This window comes from Salmonella sp. WC3, assembly GCF_042932255.1.
GTDB classification, from domain to species: Bacteria; Pseudomonadota; Gammaproteobacteria; order Enterobacterales; family Enterobacteriaceae; genus Salmonella; species Salmonella enterica.
In genome coordinates this window covers 188,185-209,709 of sequence record NZ_CP170629.1, presented here as the reverse complement: position 1 = coordinate 209,709, position 21,525 = coordinate 188,185, and the positions used below count along the sequence as shown (strand labels likewise).

Here is a 21,525-nt window from a genome sequence, read left to right as displayed (position 1 = left end):
GGTTAATAATAAGCCTGTTCCGATTGGCGCATGCCGCGCTTACCTTTTGATTTACGGAGAGTCGCATGAAGCCGTCCATCATTCTCTACAAAACCCTGCCTGATGATTTGCTGCATCGCCTGGAGGCGCATTTTACCGTCACCCAGGTACCGAACCTGCATCCGGAAACGGTCGCGCGACACGCGCAGGCATTTGCCAGCGCGCAAGGCCTTCTGGGCACCAGCGAAACCGTTAACCGCGCGCTGCTGGAAAAAATGCCGGCGCTACGCGCGGCGTCGACCATCTCGGTGGGATACGATAATGTCGAGGTGGACGCCCTTACTGCCCGCAAAATAGTCCTGATGCACACGCCTGCCGTTTTGACGGAAACCGTTGCCGATACGGTGATGGCGTTGATGCTGGCCACTGCCCGCCGCGTGGTGGACGTCGCAGAACGGGTTAAGGCGGGTGAATGGACGGAAAGCATTGGCCCGGCATGGTTTGGCGTCGATGTGCATCACAAAACACTCGGTATCGTTGGGATGGGGCGTATCGGGATGGCGCTGGCGCAGCGAGCGCACTTTGGGTTTACCATGCCGGTTCTCTATCACGCCCGTCGGCGGCATCAGGAGGCAGAAGACCGGTTTAACGCCCGCTACTGCGATCTGGATACGTTGTTGCAGGAGGCTGATTTTGTCTGCGTGATCCTGCCGCTAACGGCAGAAACGCGACATCTGTTTGGCGCAACACAGTTTGCCAGAATGAAATCGTCCGCCATTTTTATTAATGCCGGACGCGGCCCGGTGGTCGATGAAAACGCGCTGATTGCCGCGCTGCAAAACGGTGAAATATATGCGGCAGGTCTGGATGTCTTTGAGCATGAACCGCTATCTGTGGATTCGCCCCTGCTGAACATGTCTAATGTCGTCGCGGTGCCGCATATTGGCTCGGCAACGCATGAGACGCGCTACAATATGATGGCCTGTGCGGTGGATAATTTGATTGATGCGCTGCAGGGAAAAATAGAGAAGAACTGCGTCAACCCGCAGGCGGCGGGATAACGCTACAGGCCCGATAAGCGCTGGCTTGCGCTTATCGGGCAGACTGTCATTACTGGGTCGCGTTTACCGCCGCCGTCCAGGCCTGATTAAACTCCTGATGCTGCGAGGCCAACGGCCCAATCAGCGCATTATATTGGCTGGCCTGCTGTGAGGTCGGGAACTGAATGCCGTTCGCGACAAAGCTCACCTGCTCGCCCTGTTGCGCAATATAATCGCCCACTTGTACCAACTGCTGCGTAAAGATCTGCGCCGCCGGGATCAGCGGCTGCAAAGCATCTGCCGGCACGGTAACTACTTTTTTGTAGACCTGATCAAACACAGGTTTCAGGTCATCGGCCTGCTTTAACGCGCCATGCGCGGCATCAGCCTGCAGTTTTGCATTCTGCAACTGTTGCGCCAGCACGCCTAACGAACCATTTGCCTGCCGCAGCGGCTCGCGTTGCGTCATATAATCCTGCGGAACGCGGATGGCGTTAACGCTATCGACCACCGGGCGCAGACCGGAATCCATCGCCTGGTTTACCTGCTGCGAGTAGCCATACAGTATCGCGTAATCAGACACGAACGGACCAAACTGTTTTTTCTGATCGGCCGTCAGCGTTGGCAAACGCTCTCCGCTACGCATTGCCGTATTCTGCAGGAAATCGACAAACGCTTTGCGCTGATCGCCTTCTTTATCAAAACACCCGCTCAGGCTAAACACCATTAATAACGCCACAACAGGCGCAAACCAGCGAGAGCAGGACTTACCTGTCGCCATTGTTAATACTCCTTTCACCCAAAAATGCGTACAACGACACCTGCGTGCCTGACGGCTTACAAGGATAGTCCAGGTCAGGCTTGCAGGATACCCTTTCCACGCGATCTTGTAGCGGAAAATTATGTTTATCTGCATCAATGCTTAATTTGTTATTTTATTGTTAATTTTTGACCTGACACTGCGATAAAAAACGCGGCAAGAAAGCTTTCCAGCGGGGGATGTAATATTTTTTTAATCTTTACAATTATTTTCTGAAAGACGGATATACCTTCCTGGATCAAATTGTTAGCGTCCTAAAAGTCGCGTAGCGTAAGGCATCGAAACGAATCGATAGCGCTTCCTGGCGGCGCGTCGCCCCCCACCCGCAAGTTTCCCGACTATTCTTAAGAGGCTTCGATGCATTTCACGATCCCGCTGTGTGATTTACAGGAGTTCTCAATGGAATATAAAGATCCGATGTTTGAGCTGCTGAGCAGCCTGGAACAAATTGTTTTTAAAGATGAAACGCGAAAGATCACCCTGACGCAAAAACCCAATCCTTTTACCGAATTTGAACAGTTACGGAGAGGAACGGGACTAAAAACAGATGAATTCGCCAGAGCGCTGGGCGTAACGGTTGCCATGGTTCAGGAATGGGAATCGAAACGCGAAAAACCCACGCCAGCAGAGCTTAAATTAATGCGCCTGATACAGGCGAACCCACGCTTAAGTAAGCAATTGATGGAGTAATTTTTACCCCTTTCTGTTTTTAACGGTCCTGCGTAAGGACCGTTTTCCCCGCCCGATTCCTGGCCTGGAGAAATAAAGTAAAATAAAAGTTGCATCGCCCGGCATTACATGAGTTAATGTGCTCAACGGTTTGACGTACAGACCATTAAAGCAGTTTAGTAAGGCAAGTCCCTTCAAGAGTTATCCATTAGATACCCCTCGTAGTGCGCATTTCCTTAACGCTTAAAAAATCTGTAAAGCACGCCATAACGCCGAAAGGCACACTTATTTTTTAAAAGGTAATACACTATGTCCGGTAAAATGACTGGTATCGTAAAATGGTTCAACGCTGATAAAGGCTTCGGCTTTATTACTCCTGATGACGGTTCTAAAGACGTGTTCGTACACTTCTCCGCTATTCAGAACGATGGTTACAAATCTCTGGACGAAGGTCAGAAAGTTTCCTTCACCATCGAAAGCGGCGCTAAAGGCCCGGCAGCTGGCAACGTAACCAGCCTGTAAGCTTAAAAAGCTCAGCATTTTGAATCCCTGCCTGATGGCGGGGATTTTTTTATTCCAATTCCCCCTCTCCCCCAGCATAACTTTGCATTACTTTACCCTGCGTCCCTTTGACCTTTCCCTTAGGGGAACCCCTATAGTAGGCAAGGAGATTGTTCACAAGGAATTGAAGTTATGTCGAAATCATCATGGTTATTACTTTTGGGTTTATGCGCCAGCGGCTCCGCGCTTGCGGCATCCTCAGAATCCGCTTTTCTGGCGCAACATGGGCTGGCGGGAAAAACGGTTGAGCAGATCGTGGATACGATTGATCAGACGCCGCAGAGCCGTCCTTTGCCTTACTCCGCGTCGATTACCAGTACCGAGCTCAAATTATCTGACGGAGAGCAGATTTATACGCTGCCGTTAGGCGACAAATTCTATCTCTCTTTTGCGCCCTATGAATGGCGGACACACCCCTGTTTTAACCACAGCCTTTCCGGCTGTCAGGGAGAAATGCCGAATAAACCGTTCACTGTAAAAGTGACAGACAGTAAAGGCGCTGTCATCGTACAAAAAGAGATGCAAAGCTATCGAAACGGATTTATCGGTGTTTGGCTACCGCGCAATATGGAAGGGACGCTCGAAGTAAGCTACAACGGTAAAACGGCGTCACATGCCATTGCCACCAGAGATGACAGCCAGACCTGTCTGACGGAATTACCATTACGTTAAAAAAATGCCCGATAACATAATGGGTTATCGGGCCTATAAAACGCCAACAAGATAAAATTAACAGGGTGCCTTGAGAATGCATAACGCCACAAGAATGGCAGAGGTGGCCTCACTTTGTACTGACCCCAAAAACCTGGACAGATTAACCGGGGCATCAGAGAAAGAGTATCCGTTTAATACATGGGCTCTTTTTTGTTTCTGACTATAACTAAATAACATTGTCCGCAATCGGATTATCCATTCCGTTGCTTTCTTGCATCACGCGGATTCCTGTCTCATCAATATTTTGTTCGTCGTATTCTTCCTGAATCTAACCTTAGACGTTCTATCAAATTATCGCTTATAGCGATTTGAACGTAACAGTCTTTGCATTCTATTGAGGGAGCCTAAGGAACAATGTTCGCTGCTGAGTTTGTGATGATTTGAAACCATGGTGAATGTAGAAATTTTTGGCTTCTTCGGTAAGTGCATGAACCATGATTGCACGTACACCAATATTCTCGGCAACCCGATAGCAACGAAGCACTGCATCATGAAGTAAATCAGCCCCAAGCCCTTTTCCATGGAATGAGAGATAGACAGCAAGACGGGCAAGTATAATGACAGGGATGGGATCTGGCATGTTACGCCGAAGGTTGCCTGTCGCTTCTGTATGGTTGACGCTACCGGTGGCCAGAGAGTAAAAACCGGCTACTTGCTTCGTGTCTTTCTTGCACACCACAAATGTTCTGGCCGCTCCGAGAGCCTGGTTTTTGAGGCCCTTTTGCTTCAACCAGTCATCGAGCACAGCTTCACCGCTGACGAACTCAGCTACCTGATGAAAAGCGGACAAAGGTTCTGGTGCTGTTACACGTCCCACTGAGGTTTCCTTGCCAGCAGTTTTTCGATAACGGGATCATCTGCGACCGGTGCATCAAGCAGATTGATGAACTCCTCATATTGCTCATCGTTAAAGTTAAATACACGGCGGTCAAGGATCACTTTCTCGGCAGCCTGGCAGGCCGTTTCCAGAATGAAATCTGTACGTGACTTGTGAAGGATTTCCGCAGCTGCATCAATGAGCGCCCGCTGCGATTCCTTAGCTCTAAGGTTAAGTTGAACATCTGATTTCATGAGACACCCTTTGTATAGCATTTGCTTTACAAGAATAGCACAACCACCATGTATAGCAAACGGTATACATCAAGTCGTCGTTTTTCATTTTTTGAATACTGATGTTCGCTTTGTGCCAGAAGCGGAAATTACCAGAGCCCCATTATATTAATCAATAAGTCGCACATCGGCCTAGTGAGTTTTATCCAAATAAGATTTTACAGCCAGTTATCATGGTAAACGTCATTATCAGATAAAAGAACTGGCGTTGTGAAAGCGAGGGAAAGCAACCTTTTCTGGCCAGCGTATAGATGACACCTGAAAGTAAAATAAACGCAGTTGTTGAAGATGGGAGTTCACTGAGTAAAATCCAGAATGAGCGATCCATCAATACATTTCACCGTTGCCAAAACGGAATGTTATATTTTGTTTTCTGGTGTCCCTCACGCCTCCCATGCTGAGCAAATTTTCAACAACGGTGTTTATTGACGAGCTCGGTATTTCATCATTAAAGAATGATTGTCTAACTGGTCCTGAAACCAAATCGACATTATTTATTCTCTCAAATGACATTTTCCCTGAGAAGCCAGAACTGCATAGTGAATGAAGCTGCATACGGATGAAGCCACTGACATATGCAGCAAACCACGGCCTGCTGAATATCGTTGTGTATTTTTTTTCTGAGGGCCATAGGTAGCTGTCCAGTTCTCTGCAGTTGTAGTTCAGTGTGTTTCCATCAATGTGTAAATATCCATACATTCTGAATCCAAACCATGGAAAGCTAATATGAGGATTGACTGTGTTGGTACGGCCCGCCAGAGCTGTCCGTTTGGCAAGCAACACTAAACATCTGTCTGTTTCATCGAGTACTTCATACCAGGAAACCGGAGCTGGCTCTCCCCAGTATTCTTCGTTGTACAGGCAATTATAGATCTGAACGATATCCAGAGCGTTTAATGTCATTATACGGTCATTCACCACAGCCTCTGTTAAGGTGCCCTTCAGCGCTGCTAATTGGGATAATCGTTGAAGATCAGATGCTGCCAGACGGTTTCTGTATGTCTGGAGTTCTTCTCGCATGTGAGCAACGATTTGCTGATCCTCGATAGCTATATCACTGGTGGTGTGATTTAGCAGATCTCCCCAGCTAGAAAACCGATAAAAATACGCGACCATCTCATAGGCATGGTTCAATTGAACATTGCAGTAATCCCTGAGGAAACGGGCTTGTTTGCGAAGCTGATCGAGTGAGGGGACATATCGGTGATTGTTAACATTGATGCGTGAGAGCATTGCATATGCCTTTTACAAATACTCTGCGGCCTGTAAACACAGAGCAAAGTTAAAAGGATATGCTCTGAAAACTAAGGGGTAAAAAGCGCGTTGGCGGATTTGTCTACAGGCTGACAGGTCTGCGCATAACCTGTTAATTAGGTTATTAAAAAATCCAGTTACAGTCAATAGTCTGTGTTAAATATGTGCTAATCACTTAACTGCCCCCCAAGGCAGCTAAAGTTTCATAACCCGTTTTCTACATATTTTATTCTTAGGGAAAGTGAAGTGCTATCAACGTCCGTTCCTCGCTCATAGCAGACATTTACGTGAGCGTATCCACCAACGTTCAGGTTTCCTGATAGCATCCCTGTACAGACCTTGTTAATTTCTTCCTGGATAGCTCTTTAGGCGCTATTCAACCGGGCTGAGTCCGTTAAATTTAAGGCTAATTCGTCGGGTATTGTAGTATCGTATGTAATCCTCAATAGCTATCTTAAGTTCATCAATATCCTTAAATTTACTGGTGTAAAAACTTTCTGATTTTAAAGTCCCGAAAAAACATTCTGCACAGGCATTATCAAGGCAGTTGCCTTTGCGGGACATACTTTGGATGATGCCAAACTCTCGTAACTGATACTGGTACCATTGATGACGGTATTGCCAGCCCTGATCTGAATGAAGAACCGGATTGGTACCCGCATCAAGTCTGGCAAATGCCTTCATGAGTATGTCATCGATCATCGGCATGGTTGGACGTTCTGAAATACTGTAGGGGATAGCTTCGTTATTGAAGAGATCAATAATGGGCGCAGTGCACTTTTGATTTATATACCCTTCATACTTCAAGTTGCTTATGTGTTGGCTACGCTCGCTCACCCCAGTCACATAGTTATCTATGCTCCTGGGGACTCACTCCCTTGCCGCCTTTAAGCAACTCGAATTATTTTGGGTATAGTCAGGTGGGGATTTTCTCTGTCTGCCTTTTGGTGAATACCTGAGACAAACAGTCTCAAGCACCCGCAGCTATTCTAACGCCAATATCCGTACCGCCAGCGTTAATGTATTCCTGAAATGATTCTTGCCAATCAATAGAGATAACCGCGTCTATGAGTTACAGAATTATTAGCGAATCAACTAATACTATTTATGTTATAAAAAAACCTGCCCGAGAGCAGGTTTTTGTTTATTTAACTGAACGCTTATTGCAGTAACGAAATATCCGCAACCTGCAGGAACAGTTCGCGTAGTTTCGACAACAGCGTCAGGCGGTTGATACGGATATCTTTCTCTTCCGCGTTCACCATGACATTTTCGAAGAATTCATCCACCGGCGCGCGCAGTGCCGCCAGCTCAATCAACGCTTCCTGATAACGACCATCGGCAAAGTACGGCTGAAGCTTATCACGCAGCACAACCAGATGTCTGGCCAACTCAATTTCCGCCGCTTCTTTCAGTACGGAGGCGTGGACGATATCGTTCAGCGGCTCAGTGGCTTTCGCCAGGATGTTGGAGACGCGCTTGTTCGCCGCCGCCAGCGCAGAGGCTTCTTCCAGGGTACGGAAGTGTGATACCGCTTTCATACGAGCATCGAAATCTGCCGGACGGGTCGGACGACGCGCCAGTACCGCCTGGATAGTGTCGACGGTGTAACCTTCATCCTGATACCAGGCGCGGAAGCGACCCAGCATAAAGTCGATCACATCATCGACTACGTTGGCATTGGTCAGCTTGTCGCCATACAGACGCATGGCTTCTTCGGTCAGCGTTTGCAGATCAAGGTTGAGGTTCTTCTCAACGATAATACGCAGCACGCCCAGCGCGGCACGACGCAGCGCAAACGGGTCTTTGTCGCCTTTCGGATGCTGACCAATACCGAAGATACCCGCCAGAGTATCCATCTTATCGGCGATCGCCAGCGCGCAGGCCACCGGGTTAGACGGCAGGTCATCACCGGCAAAGCGTGGCTGATACTGTTCGTTCAGCGCCACGGCCACATCTTCCGCTTCACCATCATGGCGCGCGTAGTGCATCCCCATCACGCCCTGGGTGTCGGTGAACTCGAAGACCATGTTGGTCATCAGGTCGCACTTGGAGAGCAGGCCCACACGAGTGGCGTGGTTGACGTCAGCGCCAATCTGACCGGCAATCCAGCCCGCCAGCGCCTGAATACGGTCGGTCTTGTCGCGCAGCGTGCCCAGCTGTTGCTGGAACAGCACGGTTTGCAGACGCGGCAGATGGTCTTCCAGACGTTTTTTACGGTCGGTATTGAAGAAGAATTCAGCATCTGCCAGACGCGGACGCACCACTTTCTCGTTACCGGAGATAATCAGGGTCGGATCCTTCGATTCGATGTTGGCGACGAAGATAAAGTTCGGCAGCAGCTTGCCCGCGTTGTCATAAACCGGGAAATACTTCTGGTCGCCCTTCATGGTGTACACCAGCGCTTCGGCAGGCACGGCGAGGAATTTCTCTTCGAATTTCGCCGTCAATACCACCGGCCATTCCACCAGCGAGGCCACTTCTTCCAGCAGGCTTTCGCTCAGGTCGGCATTACCGCCAATCTTGCGTGCCGCTTCTTCGGCGTCCGCTTTGATTTTGGCTTTACGCGCTTCGTAGTCGGCAATGACTTTACCGCGCTCCAGCAGAATTTGCGGGTACTGGTCAGCATTGTCGATAGTGAACTCCGGCTCACCCATAAAGCGGTGGCCGCGAATGACGCGGTCAGACTGAATACCCAGAATAGTCGCCGGAATGACCTTATCGCCCAGCAGCAGAGTCACAGTGTGCACCGGACGCACGAAGTGGACGTCAGACGCGCCCCAGCGCATCAGTTTCGGGATCGGTAGTTTCGCCAGCGAGGTGGCTACCATGTTCGGCACCAGAGCTTCGGTGCTTTCGCCCTTCACGTGGGCACGATACAGCAGCCATTCGCCTTTGTCGGTCTTCAGACGCTCGGCCTGATCAACGGTGATCCCGCAGCCGCGCGCCCAGCCTTCTGCCGCTTTGCTCGGTTTGCCTTCGGCGTCGAACGCCTGAGCAATCGCCGGACCACGTTTTTCGACTTCGCGATCGGGCTGAGATTCAGCAAGATTCGCCACTTTCAGCGCCAGACGGCGCGGGGCGGCAAACCATTCAACGTTACCGTGCGCGAGGCCGGCGTTATCCAGCTCCGCAGTGAAGTTCGCAGCAAAGGACTCAGCCAAACTGCGCAGTGCTTTTGGTGGCAGCTCTTCAGTGCCGATTTCCACCAGAAAAGTTTTCTCAGACATGGCCGCCTCTTACTTGTCTTTGTTGCACATCGGGAAGCCGAGGGCTTCACGGGAAGCATAATAAGCTTCTGCCACTGCTTTGGTCAGGGTGCGAATACGCAAAATGTAGCGCTGACGTTCGGTGACGGAGATAGCTTTACGCGCATCCAGCAGGTTGAAGCTATGGGCGGCTTTCAGAATACGCTCGTAGGCCGGCAGCGGCAGCGGGTTTTCCAGCGCCAGCAGCTGCTGGGCTTCTTTCTCATACTGCTCAAAGCAGGTGAATAAGAAATCCACATCGGCGTATTCAAAGTTATAGGTGGATTGCTCCACTTCGTTCTGATGGAATACGTCACCGTAGGTAGTTTTACCCAGCGGGCCATCGCTCCAGACCAGATCGTAAACGCTGTCCACGCCCTGGATATACATCGCCAGACGTTCCAGACCGTAGGTGATTTCACCGGTCACCGGCTTGCACTCCAGGCCGCCGACCTGCTGGAAGTAGGTGAACTGCGTCACTTCCATGCCATTCAGCCACACTTCCCAGCCGAGTCCCCAGGCACCCAGCGTCGGGTTCTCCCAGTTATCTTCCACGAAACGGATGTCGTGAATGGTCGGGTCCATACCCAGCTCTTTCAGAGAACCGAGGTACAGCTCCTGAATATTCTCCGGAGACGGTTTAATCACTACCTGGAACTGATAGTAGTGCTGTAAGCGGTTCGGGTTTTCGCCGTAGCGGCCATCGGTCGGACGACGAGAAGGCTGCACATAGGCAGTCGCCATCGGCTCTGGCCCCAGCGCGCGCAGGCAGGTCATTGGATGAGAAGTTCCCGCGCCGACTTCCATGTCCAATGGTTGAACAATGGTGCAGCCCTGGCGAGCCCAGTAATCCTGTAAGGTCAGGATCAAGCCCTGGAAGGTCCTGGTATCAAACTTTTGCATATTATTTCGTGCTGGATACGTGTGGATTTAAAGGAAGGAGCCAGTATACCCGCTGGATGCGAGATATACAGTATGAAACCGGTTTGTTTAGCGAAAATTGCCGGATTTCGCGGCATCACACCTCACCAGGCGCGGCTTTTACCGCATAGAAAGATGTAAAAACTGCCCATCTGCATCAAAAGAGCAGACAAAACTCTCTTTACGGAAAGTATTACCACGCATCTCATAGCTCCCCTGAAACTGTTCGAAACCGGTAACAGCAATTTTCTGTGCGCCAGTATTGTAACGCTGCGCCGCCTGAGCTTTACACAATGCTTCCATATCCAGCGTGCGTGTTGGGCTCACTTTACTCTGCTGGGCTTTTTGCGTCGGTGGCGGTGTCGCTGTGCATCCCACCAGAGCGATGGCTATCATCACAGAACAGAAATACTTCATTATCATTTTTATTACCGTCTGGTTTGCTGGTCAGTCTTATTATTAAGGTTTGTGGGTAGCAGACACATTGTGCGAATCTCCTTACACCATCACAAGATGTAGCGTAGAAAGTCGGATTTTTCCAGTGAGCCACCGCGCTGGAACTCTATTGAAACGGAAGCTGAGGAACTGATGCAGCCTAAAATTAACTGGATTGATAACCTGCGAGGGATCGCCTGTTTAATGGTAGTGATGATCCATACTACAACGTGGTACATCACCAACGCCCACAGCGTCAGCCCGCTAAACTGGGATATTGCGAATGTCCTGAATTCGGCTTCGCGCGTTAGCGTTCCCCTGTTTTTTATGATTTCAGGCTATCTTTTTTTTAGCGAGCGCTGCGCGCAACCGCGGCATTTTTTACGTATCGCCCTGTGCCTTATCTTTTACAGCGTTGTCGCCCTGGCTTACATTTCACTTTTTACTTCGATCAACGTCGAGCTTTCGCTAAAAAATGTGCTGCAAAAACCCGTGTTTTACCACCTGTGGTTTTTCTTTGCGATTGCGGTGATCTACCTGGTATCGCCATTAATCCAGGTAAAAAACGTGAGCGGCAAAATGCTCCTGATGCTGATGGTGATCATTGGTATTATTGCTAACCCAAATACTGTGCCGCAAAAAATCGGCGGCGTTGAATGGTTGCCCATCAATCTGTATATCAACGGCGACACGTTCTACTACATTCTCTACGGTATCCTGGGCCGCGCCATTGGCATGATGGAGACGCAAAAGCCATCGCTGACGCTTATCTGCGCTGCCCTGTTCATCATCGCGGTATTTGTTATTTCTCGCGGCACATTGCATGAATTACGCTGGCGCGGAAATTTTGCCGATACCTGGTATCTGTATTGCGGTCCCATGGTGTTTATTTGCGCCGTCTCACTGTTCACGGTAGTTAAAAATAAGCTGAATGCGCGGACGTTACCTGGACTGGGGCTTATCTCCCGCCACTCGCTGGGTATTTATGGTTTCCACGCGCTGATTATCCATGCGCTACGTACTAATGGTCTGGAGTTAAAACGTTGGCCGCCGTTAGACATCGTGTGGGTTTTTGCCGCGACGGTGACAGGAAGCCTGCTACTTTCCATGCTGTTACAGCGTATTGATAAACGGAAATGGGTTAGCTAAACGACAATGATGGCTCCGGCCATCATTCATCATCACTGCAGGAAGCGTAAAGATCGGTTCCATATATACTGACCCCCAGCGCCACCAGACACAGTATTTTCAGCGCGCCCGCCAGCGCCAGGTTAAATACGCCGACCGCGACCATGCCGATGCCAAGCAACAGCAAAGATTTGCAACGAGAAAGCAAGCGGCCATTTCCCGTGTGTTCCTGGCGAATTAAGACTGGAAAACCACACATGACGATTGCCGCAAAAAAATATCCCTTTTCGCTTAATGTATGACAGCCTGGCCACAGTCCCACCAGGTATACCACTGCACCGACAACTAACATTCCCAGGCCGAATATCCGTTTCCTGCGCGCAACGTGATCGTCCATCTCACTCTCCTTGTGGTTGTGTGAGACACATTAAGCGAAGAAATAGCGATGAAAAAGGCGCCTGCCCAGCAATAATATAAAAATCAGAAAACACACATACTTACTTCGATATAATTCAATAGAATCAATATTTACGGGAAATGCCTTTCAGCCAAAACCGAAAGGCATTCTGACTTATGACATCAACGGCAACAGCTGCTGATAGAGTCGACGGAAGGTTTCACGACGTTGTTGATAAACCGCATGACGCTGCGCATCAGGATAATGCGCCTGCTCCAGCGGCAACTGCGGCAATACATCGGCGAGCGGAGTCTGTTTATTCACCGCAATTTGCGCCAGACGCGCCGCGCCCAGCGCTGGCCCTACATCGCCGCCAGTACGATAATCAAGCTGTAGCCCGCTAATATCAGATAGCATCTGACGCCAGTATTCGCTGCGCGCCCCGCCGCCGATAAGCGTCACGCTGGCGGGTTTGACGCCGCAGGCGTGAACCACATCCATACCGTCCGCCAGAGCATATCCCACGCCCTCCAGTACCGCCCGCGCCAGTTCCGCCGGGCCATGCTGATGGGTTAAACCAAAGAAAACGCCTTTTGCCTGCGGATTATTGTGCGGCGTGCGCTCGCCGGACAGGTACGGCAAAAACCAGATCGAATCGGCATGCTCATCCGCCTGCTGTGCGGCGGCAATCAGCGCCGGGACGTTCTCCTGCCCGGTGAGTTTAGCCGCCCAGTCCAGACAAGAGGCGGCGCTCAACATCACAGACATTAAATGCCAGCGCTCCGGCAGCGCATGGCAAAAACTGTGTACTGCGCTCTCCGGTTTACTCAGAAAGCCGTCGCTGACGGCAAAATAGACGCCCGATGTTCCGAGTGAGAGCATCGCCTGTCCGGCATCGATCATTCCTACGCCGACCGCGCCAGCCGCATTGTCGCCGCCGCCTGCCACCACAGGTACTGCTGGCATTCCCCATGCTCTGGCGACCTCTGGCAGCAACGTTCCGGTAATGTCACTACCTTCAAATAACGCTGGCATCTGCTGTCGGGTTAAATGACAGGCGTTGAGCATAACGTCGCTCCAGTCGCGCTTTTTCACGTCCAGCCACATCGTTCCCGCCGCATCCGACATATCGCTGGCAAAGACGCCTGTCATTCGCAGCCGCAGAAAATCTTTCGGCAGCAGAACCTTGTCTATCTGGTAGAAAATATCCGGTTCGTGGCGCTGCACCCAAACTAATTTGGGCGCGGTAAAACCGGGCATCATCAGATTACCGGTTATCGCTCGCGACTGCGGCACCTGTTTTTCCAGCCAGGCGCACTCTTCGCTACAGCGTCCGTCATTCCATAAAATCGCTGGTCGCAGAACCTGCTGACGGCTATCAAGTAATGTCGCGCCATGCATTTGTCCGGCGATGCCCAACGCCCGGACGCCACTTAACGACTGTTGCCGACCTAAACCTTTAACCGCACGATCCGTCGCCTGCCACCACTGCTCTGGTTCCTGTTCCGACCATAAGGGATGCGGACGCGATACGGTCAGTTTTTCAGTATGCGTAGCCAGCACATCGCCCTGCTCATTCAACAGGATAGCTTTTACACCCGATGTACCAAGATCGATCCCGATATACATAGTGTGGGTTCCTTTACTGAAAGCGCCCGGCAGCGCTACGCTTACCGGGCTAATCACGACTACAGGCCGGGCTAACGCGGAGTCGCCCGGTAGATAGGGTTATTTATCAAACAGATAACGGTTAACCAGATTTTCTAACAGCTCCTGATGACCGCTTTGATGTACTGGCGCCAGATTATGCTGCTCCGCATACTGCGCCAGTTCGCCTAAGGAGAGTTGTCCTTTCAGAATCTGCTGACCCAGCTCGCCATTCCAGCCGGCATAGCGCTTCGCCACGCGTTTATCCAGCTCGCCGTCTTCAACCATACGCGCGGCGATTTTCAGCGACAACGCCATCGTATCCATCGCGCCGATATGACCGTAGAACAGATCGTATTTATCGGTGCTCTGGCGACGAACTTTGGCGTCGAAGTTGAGACCGCCCGTCGTGAATCCGCCCGCTTTCAGGATTTCGTACATCACCAGCGCGTTCTCTTCAACGCTAATCGGGAACTGATCGGTATCCCAGCCCAGTTGCGCATCGCCGCGGTTGGCGTCAACGGAGCCAAAAATACCCAGCGCGATAGCGGTCGCGATTTCATGGTGGAACGAATGGCCCGCCAGCGTCGCGTGGTTCGCCTCAATGTTCACTTTGATCTCTTTTTCCAGGCCGAACTGTTTGAGGAAGCCATAGACCGTTGCAACGTCATAATCATACTGATGTTTTGTCGGTTCCTGCGGTTTCGGTTCAATCAGCAGCGTGCCCTGGAAGCCCATTTTATGTTTGTGCTCGACCACCATTTGCATAAAGCGGCCAATCTGTTCGCGTTCCTGGCGCAGATCGGTATTCAGCAACGTTTCATAACCTTCGCGCCCGCCCCACAGGACGTAATTTTCGCCGCCCAGTTTATGCGTGGCGTTCATTGCCGTAACCACTTGCGTCGCTGCCCAGCTAAAGACTTCCGGGTCCGGGTTAGTGGCGGCGCCTGCGCCATAGCGCGGGTTGGTAAAGCAGTTCGCCGTTCCCCACAGCAGTTTTACGCCGCTCTGCTCCTGTTTCGCCACCAGCACATCCACCATCTGCGCGAAGTTGTTTTTATATTCTTTCAACGACGCGCCTTCCGGCGACACATCCACGTCATGGAAGCAATAAAAAGGCACATTCAGTTTGTGGAAAAATTCAAACGCCACGTCCGCTTTGCGTTTCGCCAGCTCCAGCGCTTCGCCCGGTTGCTGCCACGGACGATTAAACGCGCCTACACCAAACATATCCGCGCCGTTCCAGCAGAAGGTATGCCAGTAACAGGCCGCGAAACGCAGGTGATCTTCCATACGTTTACCTAAAACCAGCTCGTCGGGATTGTAATGACGAAATGCCAGCGGGTTAGTCGATTGAGGGCCTTCATAGCGAACACGATCGAGTTGGTCAAAATAAGCCTGCATAGTGAGCTCCATAATCAGATAAGACGGCAAGTAAACGACATAACGTCATACTGGAATTTCCTGATTTATTGCTCAATTACGTTATTTCACACCGCTATTAAGAGAATCCCCAAATGTGCTCTGGCTCTCAAAAAAACGCTGAAAACCACAGAAGAAAAAAGCGATCGCGATCGAATCCTGGCAAATAAACAAAAAACCGTAATATATAGATAAGAAATGACAATTGTCATCCGCCGTTTGCTGTGATGAATTTCGCATAACGTTTCAGGCGCAAAATAATTTGTCATCATTCGCCAGACCGTTATGTCAGCCGTTTTGATAGTATCCATGAGTCCAGGTTCACTTTTGCAGGATATATCCTCATGTTTGATAAACGTCACCGTATCACTCTGTTATTTAACGCGAATAAAGCCTATGACCGTCAGGTAGTGGAGGGGGTGGGTGAATATTTACAAGCCTCGCAATCCGAATGGGATATATTTATTGAGGAAGATTTCCGTGCCCGTATCGATAACATTAAAGAGTGGTTAGGCGACGGCGTTATTGCCGATTACGATGATGACGATATCGCGCAATTATTGGCCGATGTCGACGTACCCATTGTCGGGGTCGGCGGTTCTTACCATCTTGCTGAAAATTATCCCGCCGTTCATTACATCGCCACCGATAATCATGCGCTCGTTGAAAGCGCTTTCCTGCATTTAAAAGAAAAAGGCGTTAACCGCTTCGCGTTTTACGGTTTGCCCGACTCCAGCCGCAAACATTGGGCGGCGGAACGGGAATACGCCTTTCGCCAGCTGGTCGCCGAGGAAAAATACCGCGGCGTAGTCTATCAGGGACTGGAAACCGCGCCGGAAAACTGGCAGCACGCGCAAAATCGCCTCGCCGACTGGCTTCAGACGCTGCCGCCGCAAACCGGCATCATTGCCGTAACGGATGCCCGCGCCCGTCACGTATTGCAGGCCTGTGAACACCTGCATATTCCGGTGCCGGAAAAACTTTGCGTTATCGGTATTGATAACGAAGAGTTAACCCGTTACCTGTCGCGCGTCGCGCTTTCCTCCGTCGCGCAGGGGGCGCGGCAAATGGGTTATCAGGCGGCGAAACTGCTGCACCGTTTGCTGGCGCGCGAAGAGATGCCGTTACAGCGCATTCTGGTGCCGCCGGTGCGCGTCATTGCGCGCCGCTCGACAGACTATCGCTCCCTGACCGATCCGGCGGTTATCCAGGCGATGCACTTTATTCGTAACCATGCCTGTAAGGGCATTAAAGTCGAGCAAGTGCTGGACGCGGTTGGGATTTCACGTTCAAACCTGGAAAAACGTTTTAAGGAAGAAGTTGGCGAGACGATACATGCGCTGATCCACGCCGAAAAGCTGGAAAAAGCGCGTAGTTTGTTGATTTCCACCACGTTGGCGATAAACGAAATTTCGCAAATGTGCGGCTACCCGTCGCTGCAATATTTCTATTCGGTGTTTAAAAAGGAGTACGTCACTACGCCGAAGGAGTATCGCGACCAGCATAGTGAAGCGTTGTTGTAGTTTATCCAGCCTACAGATGCCTTGTAAGCCGGATAGCGTAGCGCCATCCGGCACACAGAATTACATATGCGCGGCGATCAGACGCTGGTTGTCCTGGTACATCGCGAACAAGTAGTTGTTATAGCGCGACCCCTGGGTAGAGTAACCCTTCAGCTTATGAATCATCGCCGTGGCGGTGACTTCCTGATCCGCCTTACGCAGTTGGGCGCGCGACTTGCGGAAAGAAGAATAAGCCGGATGCGTGTTCAGGTTGGCGACATACGCGCTCACCGACTCCTCAACCGACGCGAATTGCGAGTAACCTTTCACCTTACCCGGCGTATTGGTACAACGCCCTTTTGTGCACTTCATGCCGAACAGGTTATTGTTGCTACGCGCCAGTTTAGAGGTTCCCCAGCCGCTTTCCGCCGCCGCCATCGTCGCCACCATGCTGGTTGGGATAATGTCGACGCGCTCCAGCAACGTATTCCACGGAATACGACGCGTGTTGCCGGACCAGCTCACTTTATAGCGCTTCGCGATATCTTTCATACGCGCGCGTTCAGACGGCGACCAGCGGTTCTGGTACTGTTTTGAGATCAGCCAATTACGGTCCGCGGTAATCGCGGCATTTTGGCTGGTGATGTAAGGCATAACGGTCCGGAGAAACGCTTTTTTTCTGGGGGTTCCGGAAGGGTATTTTCGCAAATCAGGAAGTGAACTGCTCTTTGCACTATTGCGAGAATACTCTTGTTTACTGCTAACCTGTTTATAACTTGTCTCAGTTATGTGGGACTTTTGACTCGTTTGTGTTGCGTGCGTCTTTGCCAGCACCTCACCCGAAAATGCGATGGTGAGTAACATAAGAATCATTGCCCCATATCGTCGCATGGGAGTCAATATCATTAGGTCTCCTGGTCGGATTGATACATTCCAACACCTTTTATTTTTCACGAAGTTGAGGTTTGAACCCCAAATTCTAGCAAAAATAGGCTTAAAAAGCACCTCAGGGAATAGTCTTAATCCGAAACTATGTCAACTATTAACGATAACAGGCAGCAATAATGCCAATAAAATGTGGTGCTTATCGCAAATAGAGGCGTTTTTTTGCGCCTCGTCGCTCACCCTCGCGCCTCCTCCTGCGCGACTCTCTGCTGAGGAGGAGTTCATTCGCCTAAAAACCAGGCAAGCTGATGAATATTGCCCACAAAGGATAGCGTGATGAAACTTGCCGCCTTCGCTCTGACGCTGATACCCGGTATCGCGATCGCCTCATCATGGACCTCACCCGGTTTTCCGGCGTTCTCGACGCAGGAAACCGGGCGCTTTACCAGCCATGCTGCATTAACAAAAGGTACACGCGCGTTAACGCTCCATATTGACCAGCAGTGCTGGCAGCCCTCCGGCGCCATAAAACTCAACCAAATGTTGTCGTTAAAACCCTGCGAAGGCGCGCCACCGCAATGGCGTTTGTTTAAAGATGGCGACTATACGATAACGGTAGATACCCGCTCCGGTACGCCGACCCTGTTGTTATCGATAAAAACTGAACCTGAACGCACCGCGCAGCTCGCCCGCCAGTGTCCCGTCTGGGATGGTTCGCCGCTCACGCTGGATGTTCGCCAGACCTTTCCGGAAGGGACGGTAGTGCGCGATTATTACAGTGGTCAAACCGATACCGTCCAAAACGGGCAAATCACGCTGCGACCTGCCGACAGCCACGGGCTTTTATTGCTGGAACGCGCGGAAACCCATGCATCAGCGCCTTTTAACTGGCGCAACGCCACCGTTTATTTTGTGCTTACGGATCGCTTTCGCAATGGCGATCCAACCAACGACCACAGCTATGGTCGCCATAAGGATGGTATGCAAGAGATTGGCACTTTCCACGGCGGCGATTTACGCGGGTTGACGAGTCAACTGGACTATCTACAGCAATTAGGCGTGAACGCCTTGTGAATAAGCTCGCCGTTTGAACAGATCCACGGCTGGGTCGGCGGCGGAACAAAAGGCGATTTTCCTCATTACGCCTATCACGGCTATTACACTCAGGACTGGACGACGCTGGATGCCAATATGGGCAGCGAAGCCGATCTCCGCGCACTGGTCGACGGCGCGCACCAGCGCGGCATCCGTATTTTATTTGACGTAGTAATGAATCATGCCGGTTACGCCACGCTGGCGGATATGCAGGAGTATCAGTTCGGCGCGCTCTATTTATCCGGCGCGGAACGGCAAAAAATTCTCGGCGATCGCTGGACAAACTGGCGACCCACCGCCGGACAAAGCTGGCACAGCTTTAACGACTACATCAACTTCAGCGACAGCGCCGCCTGGGAAAAATGGTGGGGGAAAAAGTGGATTCGTACCGATATTGGCGACTACGACAGTCCGGGATTTGACGATTTAACCCTGTCGCTGGCCTTCCTGCCGGATATAAAAACGGAATCTACCACGCCTTCCGGTCTACCCGCGTTCTATGCCAACAAACCCGATACTAAAGCAAAGTTCATTGAAGGCTATACGCCACGGGATTATCTGACTCACTGGTTAAGCCAGTGGGTGCATGATTACGGCATTGACGGGTTCCGGGTCGATACTGCCAAAAACGTTGAGCTTCCTGCCTGGCAACAGCTAAAAACCCAGGCCAGCGCGGCGTTACGTGAATGGAAGCAGGCCAATCCGGACAAAGCGCTGGATAATAGCCCGTTCTGGATGACTGGCGAAGCGTGGGGCCACGGCGTCATGAAAAGTGATTATTATCGCTATGGTTTCGACGCGATGATCAATTTTGATTATCAGGAGCAGGCGGCGAAAGCGGTCGATTGCCTGGCGGAAATGGGGCCAGTCTGGCAGCAGATGGCGGATAAAATGCACGATTTCAACGTATTAAGTTACCTCTCCTCGCATGATACGCGCCTTTTCCGTGAGGGCGGTGATAAGGCGGCGGAACTGCTGCTGCTTTCGCCGGGCGCGGTGCAGATCTTTTACGGCGATGAATCCGCTCGTCCCTTCGGCCCCACCGGCTCCGACCCGCTGCAAGGCACCCGTTCAGATATGAACTGGCAGGACGTGAGCGGAAAGTCAGCCGCAGCCGTCGCGCACTGGCAGCGTATTAGCCAGTTCCGCGCCAGACATCCCGCCATCGGCGCAGGCCAACAAACCACGCTGACGCTAAAACACGGGTACGGTTTTGTACGCCAGTACGGCGACGATACGGTGATGGTCGTCTGGGCGGGCCGCCGCTAATCGTGGCGCTACCGGTCCCCTCGCGTACCGGTAGCCCCTTCAAAATAAAAAACTAACCTGATAAAAATTTGTAGCATAAAACATCAATACTACCGCCTGCCCCTCATTTGCGCCCCGCCATTTGTAGCGTTATGGTTATCCACTTTGACAGACAGTTCGATAGATCACCCGTTATGACATTTTCACTTTTCGGCGATAAATTTACCCGCCATTCAGGCATTACCCGCCTGATGGAGGATCTCAACGACGGCTTACGCACGCCAGGCGCCATCATGCTTGGCGGCGGTAACCCGGCACACATCCCTGCAATGCAGGATTATTTCCAGACGCTACTGACAGAGATGGTAGAAAGCGGCAAAGCCGCTGATGCGCTTTGTAATTATGACGGTCCCCAGGGAAAAACGGCGCTACTGAATGCACTGGCCGTACTGCTACGTGAAACGCTGGGATGGGATATCGAACCACAGAATATTGCGCTGACAAATGGCAGTCAGAGCGCGTTTTTCTACTTATTTAATCTCTTCGCCGGACGTCGCGCCGACGGCAGTACGAAAAAGGTACTATTCCCGCTTGCGCCGGAATACATCGGCTATGCAGATTCCGGTCTGGAAGACGACCTCTTCGTTTCGGCGCGCCCGAATATTGAGCTGCTGCCGGAAGGCCAGTTTAAGTATCACGTCGATTTTGAGCATCTGCACATCGGCGAAGAAACGGGGATGATTTGCGTCTCGCGCCCGACCAACCCAACCGGTAACGTTATCACCGACGAAGAGCTGATGAAGCTGGACAGACTGGCGAATCAGCACAACATCCCACTGGTGATTGATAACGCTTACGGTGTACCGTTTCCGGGCATTATCTTTAGCGAGGCGCGCCCGCTGTGGAACCCCAATATTATCCTATGCATGAGCCTCTCGAAGCTGGGGCTGCCCGGTTCCCGCTGCGGGATTATCATCGCCAATGATAAGACGATTACCGCCATTGCCAACATGAACGGCATCATCAGCCTTGCGCCCGGGGGCATGGGCCCGGCGATGATGTGCGAAATGATTAAGCGTAACGATCTGCTTCGGCTGTCGGAAACGGTTATCAAACCTTTCTACTATCAGCGCGTTCAACAGACGATCGCGATCATTCGTCGCTATTTATCCGAAGAACGCTGCCTGATTCATAAACCGGAAGGCGCAATATTTTTGTGGCTGTGGTTTAAAGATCTGCCGATTACCACCGAGCTACTCTATCAACGCTTGAAAGCGCGCGGCGTGCTGATGGTGCCAGGCCACTATTTCTTTCCCGGACTGGATAAACCCTGGCCGCACACACACCAGTGTATGCGGATGAACTACGTGCCTGAACCGGACAAAATCGAGGCGGGCGTAAAAATTCTGGCAGAAGAGATTGAACGCGCCTGGCGTGAAGGCTGACGGTT

The 21,525-nt window shown here is 51.2% G+C and carries 18 protein-coding genes and 2 pseudogenes; 8 read left to right on the top strand and 12 right to left on the bottom strand.

Annotation, left to right across the window (positions count from 1 at the left end; genetic code table 11):
- The first annotated feature begins 65 nt into the window (after positions 1-65).
- On the top strand, positions 66-1,040 hold the full coding sequence (gene ghrB, locus ACFK9X_RS00995; RefSeq protein WP_000804688.1) for a glyoxylate/hydroxypyruvate reductase GhrB: 975 nt from the start codon (positions 66-68) through the stop codon (positions 1,038-1,040).
- Positions 1,041-1,089: 49 nt separating this feature from the next.
- Here ghrB and ACFK9X_RS00990 read toward each other — a convergent pair whose 3' ends face one another.
- Positions 1,090-1,800 carry a DUF3053 domain-containing protein gene (locus ACFK9X_RS00990; protein WP_080214401.1) on the bottom strand — a complete coding sequence of 237 codons (711 nt, stop codon included), beginning with the start codon at positions 1,798-1,800 and terminating at the stop codon, positions 1,090-1,092.
- 438 nt (positions 1,801-2,238) lie between these two features.
- Here ACFK9X_RS00990 and ACFK9X_RS00985 point away from each other — a divergent pair, with 438 nt between their 5' ends.
- The 3 genes from ACFK9X_RS00985 to cueP all read left to right on the top strand — a co-directional run bounded on the left by ACFK9X_RS00985 (position 2,239) and on the right by cueP (position 3,741).
- Complete coding sequence (locus ACFK9X_RS00985) at positions 2,239-2,529, top strand: HTH-type transcriptional regulator (RefSeq protein WP_000455790.1); 291 nt, start codon at positions 2,239-2,241, stop codon at positions 2,527-2,529.
- A gap of 288 nt (positions 2,530-2,817) precedes the next feature.
- Positions 2,818-3,030, top strand: a complete 213-nt coding sequence (cspA, locus tag ACFK9X_RS00980; RefSeq protein WP_000014594.1) for an RNA chaperone/antiterminator CspA — start codon at positions 2,818-2,820, stop codon at positions 3,028-3,030.
- 171 nt (positions 3,031-3,201) lie between these two features.
- Positions 3,202-3,741, top strand: a complete 540-nt coding sequence (gene cueP, locus ACFK9X_RS00975; protein ID WP_000047148.1) for a copper-binding periplasmic metallochaperone CueP — start codon at positions 3,202-3,204, stop codon at positions 3,739-3,741.
- Between the two features lie 373 nt (positions 3,742-4,114).
- On the opposite strand, the gene ACFK9X_RS00970 is transcribed toward cueP, so the two are convergent.
- From ACFK9X_RS00970 to ACFK9X_RS00940, 7 genes and pseudogenes are all read right to left on the bottom strand, one after another.
- On the bottom strand, positions 4,115-4,600 hold the full coding sequence (locus tag ACFK9X_RS00970; RefSeq protein WP_000533911.1) for a GNAT family N-acetyltransferase: 486 nt from the start codon (positions 4,598-4,600) through the stop codon (positions 4,115-4,117).
- Entirely contained in the window at positions 4,588-4,875 is a 288-nt protein-coding gene (locus tag ACFK9X_RS00965; RefSeq protein WP_000965886.1) for a DUF1778 domain-containing protein, read from the bottom strand. Before ACFK9X_RS00965 ends, ACFK9X_RS00970 begins: the two co-directional genes overlap by 13 nt.
- Before the next feature lie 345 nt (positions 4,876-5,220).
- On the bottom strand, positions 5,221-6,126 hold the full coding sequence (locus ACFK9X_RS00960) for a hypothetical protein (protein ID WP_151115268.1): 906 nt from the start codon (positions 6,124-6,126) through the stop codon (positions 5,221-5,223).
- Between the two features lie 393 nt (positions 6,127-6,519).
- Positions 6,520-6,918 (bottom strand): annotated as a pseudogene (locus ACFK9X_RS00955) (transposase); the annotation flags it as partial.
- 389 nt (positions 6,919-7,307) lie between these two features.
- The gene (glyS, locus tag ACFK9X_RS00950) at positions 7,308-9,377 is read right to left on the bottom strand and encodes a glycine--tRNA ligase subunit beta (protein ID WP_151115266.1); all 2,070 of its coding nucleotides are present in this window, start codon (positions 9,375-9,377) and stop codon (positions 7,308-7,310) included.
- Positions 9,378-9,386: 9 nt separating this feature from the next.
- Complete coding sequence (gene glyQ, locus ACFK9X_RS00945; RefSeq protein WP_001168556.1) at positions 9,387-10,298, bottom strand: glycine--tRNA ligase subunit alpha; 912 nt, start codon at positions 10,296-10,298, stop codon at positions 9,387-9,389.
- A 138-nt stretch (positions 10,299-10,436) separates the two neighbouring features.
- Entirely contained in the window at positions 10,437-10,739 is a 303-nt protein-coding gene (locus ACFK9X_RS00940; protein ID WP_000605590.1) for a YsaB family lipoprotein, read from the bottom strand.
- Positions 10,740-10,904: 165 nt separating this feature from the next.
- Between ACFK9X_RS00940 and ACFK9X_RS00935 the strand changes: the two genes are divergently transcribed.
- The gene (locus ACFK9X_RS00935; protein WP_080193335.1) at positions 10,905-11,900 is read left to right on the top strand and encodes an acyltransferase; all 996 of its coding nucleotides are present in this window, start codon (positions 10,905-10,907) and stop codon (positions 11,898-11,900) included.
- 22 nt (positions 11,901-11,922) lie between these two features.
- On the opposite strand, the gene ACFK9X_RS00930 is transcribed toward ACFK9X_RS00935, so the two are convergent.
- From ACFK9X_RS00930 to xylA, 3 genes are all read right to left on the bottom strand, one after another.
- Positions 11,923-12,276: a YiaA/YiaB family protein gene (locus tag ACFK9X_RS00930; RefSeq protein ID WP_151115264.1), complete on the bottom strand. Its 354-nt coding sequence runs from the start codon at positions 12,274-12,276 to the stop codon at positions 11,923-11,925.
- Positions 12,277-12,450: 174 nt separating this feature from the next.
- Positions 12,451-13,905 (bottom strand): xylulokinase, encoded by a 1,455-nt coding sequence (gene xylB, locus ACFK9X_RS00925; RefSeq protein ID WP_151115262.1) that lies wholly within the window; start codon positions 13,903-13,905, stop codon positions 12,451-12,453.
- A 99-nt stretch (positions 13,906-14,004) separates the two neighbouring features.
- Positions 14,005-15,327, bottom strand: coding sequence for a xylose isomerase (gene xylA / locus ACFK9X_RS00920; protein WP_151115260.1), 1,323 nt, complete (start codon positions 15,325-15,327; stop codon positions 14,005-14,007).
- A gap of 362 nt (positions 15,328-15,689) precedes the next feature.
- On the opposite strand from xylA, the gene xylR reads away from it, so the two are divergent.
- Positions 15,690-16,868 (top strand): D-xylose utilization transcriptional activator XylR, encoded by a 1,179-nt coding sequence (gene xylR, locus ACFK9X_RS00915; protein WP_000459824.1) that lies wholly within the window; start codon positions 15,690-15,692, stop codon positions 16,866-16,868.
- A 60-nt stretch (positions 16,869-16,928) separates the two neighbouring features.
- Here xylR and ACFK9X_RS00910 read toward each other — a convergent pair whose 3' ends face one another.
- The gene (locus tag ACFK9X_RS00910) at positions 16,929-17,753 is read right to left on the bottom strand and encodes a protein bax (RefSeq protein WP_001575119.1); all 825 of its coding nucleotides are present in this window, start codon (positions 17,751-17,753) and stop codon (positions 16,929-16,931) included.
- Positions 17,754-18,068: 315 nt separating this feature from the next.
- On the opposite strand from ACFK9X_RS00910, the pseudogene ACFK9X_RS00905 reads away from it, so the two are divergent.
- Together ACFK9X_RS00905 and avtA are read left to right on the top strand one after the other, a co-directional pair.
- Positions 18,069-20,096: pseudogene (locus tag ACFK9X_RS00905) on the top strand (alpha-amylase).
- A 173-nt stretch (positions 20,097-20,269) separates the two neighbouring features.
- A complete protein-coding gene (avtA, locus tag ACFK9X_RS00900) occupies positions 20,270-21,520 on the top strand; it encodes a valine--pyruvate transaminase (protein WP_000144384.1) in 1,251 nt (416 codons plus the stop codon).
- The last annotated feature ends 5 nt before the right edge of the window (positions 21,521-21,525 follow it).

What these genes read in the sequence shown, in the direction of transcription:
- ghrB (WP_000804688.1), top strand. Translation starts at nt 66, where the DNA reads ATGAAGCCGTCCATCATTCTCTACAAAACCCTGCCTGATGATTTGCTG.
- ACFK9X_RS00990 (WP_080214401.1), bottom strand. Translation starts at nt 1,800, where the DNA reads ATGGCGACAGGTAAGTCCTGCTCTCGCTGGTTTGCGCCTGTTGTGGCG.
- ACFK9X_RS00985 (WP_000455790.1), top strand. Translation starts at nt 2,239, where the DNA reads ATGGAATATAAAGATCCGATGTTTGAGCTGCTGAGCAGCCTGGAACAA.
- cspA (WP_000014594.1), top strand. Translation starts at nt 2,818, where the DNA reads ATGTCCGGTAAAATGACTGGTATCGTAAAATGGTTCAACGCTGATAAA.
- cueP (WP_000047148.1), top strand. Translation starts at nt 3,202, where the DNA reads ATGTCGAAATCATCATGGTTATTACTTTTGGGTTTATGCGCCAGCGGC.
- ACFK9X_RS00965 (WP_000965886.1), bottom strand. Translation starts at nt 4,875, where the DNA reads ATGCTATACAAAGGGTGTCTCATGAAATCAGATGTTCAACTTAACCTT.
- ACFK9X_RS00960 (WP_151115268.1), bottom strand. Translation starts at nt 6,126, where the DNA reads ATGCTCTCACGCATCAATGTTAACAATCACCGATATGTCCCCTCACTC.
- glyS (WP_151115266.1), bottom strand. Translation starts at nt 9,377, where the DNA reads ATGTCTGAGAAAACTTTTCTGGTGGAAATCGGCACTGAAGAGCTGCCA.
- glyQ (WP_001168556.1), bottom strand. Translation starts at nt 10,298, where the DNA reads ATGCAAAAGTTTGATACCAGGACCTTCCAGGGCTTGATCCTGACCTTA.
- ACFK9X_RS00940 (WP_000605590.1), bottom strand. Translation starts at nt 10,739, where the DNA reads ATGATAATGAAGTATTTCTGTTCTGTGATGATAGCCATCGCTCTGGTG.
- ACFK9X_RS00935 (WP_080193335.1), top strand. Translation starts at nt 10,905, where the DNA reads ATGCAGCCTAAAATTAACTGGATTGATAACCTGCGAGGGATCGCCTGT.
- ACFK9X_RS00930 (WP_151115264.1), bottom strand. Translation starts at nt 12,276, where the DNA reads ATGGACGATCACGTTGCGCGCAGGAAACGGATATTCGGCCTGGGAATG.
- xylB (WP_151115262.1), bottom strand. Translation starts at nt 13,905, where the DNA reads ATGTATATCGGGATCGATCTTGGTACATCGGGTGTAAAAGCTATCCTG.
- xylA (WP_151115260.1), bottom strand. Translation starts at nt 15,327, where the DNA reads ATGCAGGCTTATTTTGACCAACTCGATCGTGTTCGCTATGAAGGCCCT.
- xylR (WP_000459824.1), top strand. Translation starts at nt 15,690, where the DNA reads ATGTTTGATAAACGTCACCGTATCACTCTGTTATTTAACGCGAATAAA.
- ACFK9X_RS00910 (WP_001575119.1), bottom strand. Translation starts at nt 17,753, where the DNA reads ATGATATTGACTCCCATGCGACGATATGGGGCAATGATTCTTATGTTA.
- avtA (WP_000144384.1), top strand. Translation starts at nt 20,270, where the DNA reads ATGACATTTTCACTTTTCGGCGATAAATTTACCCGCCATTCAGGCATT.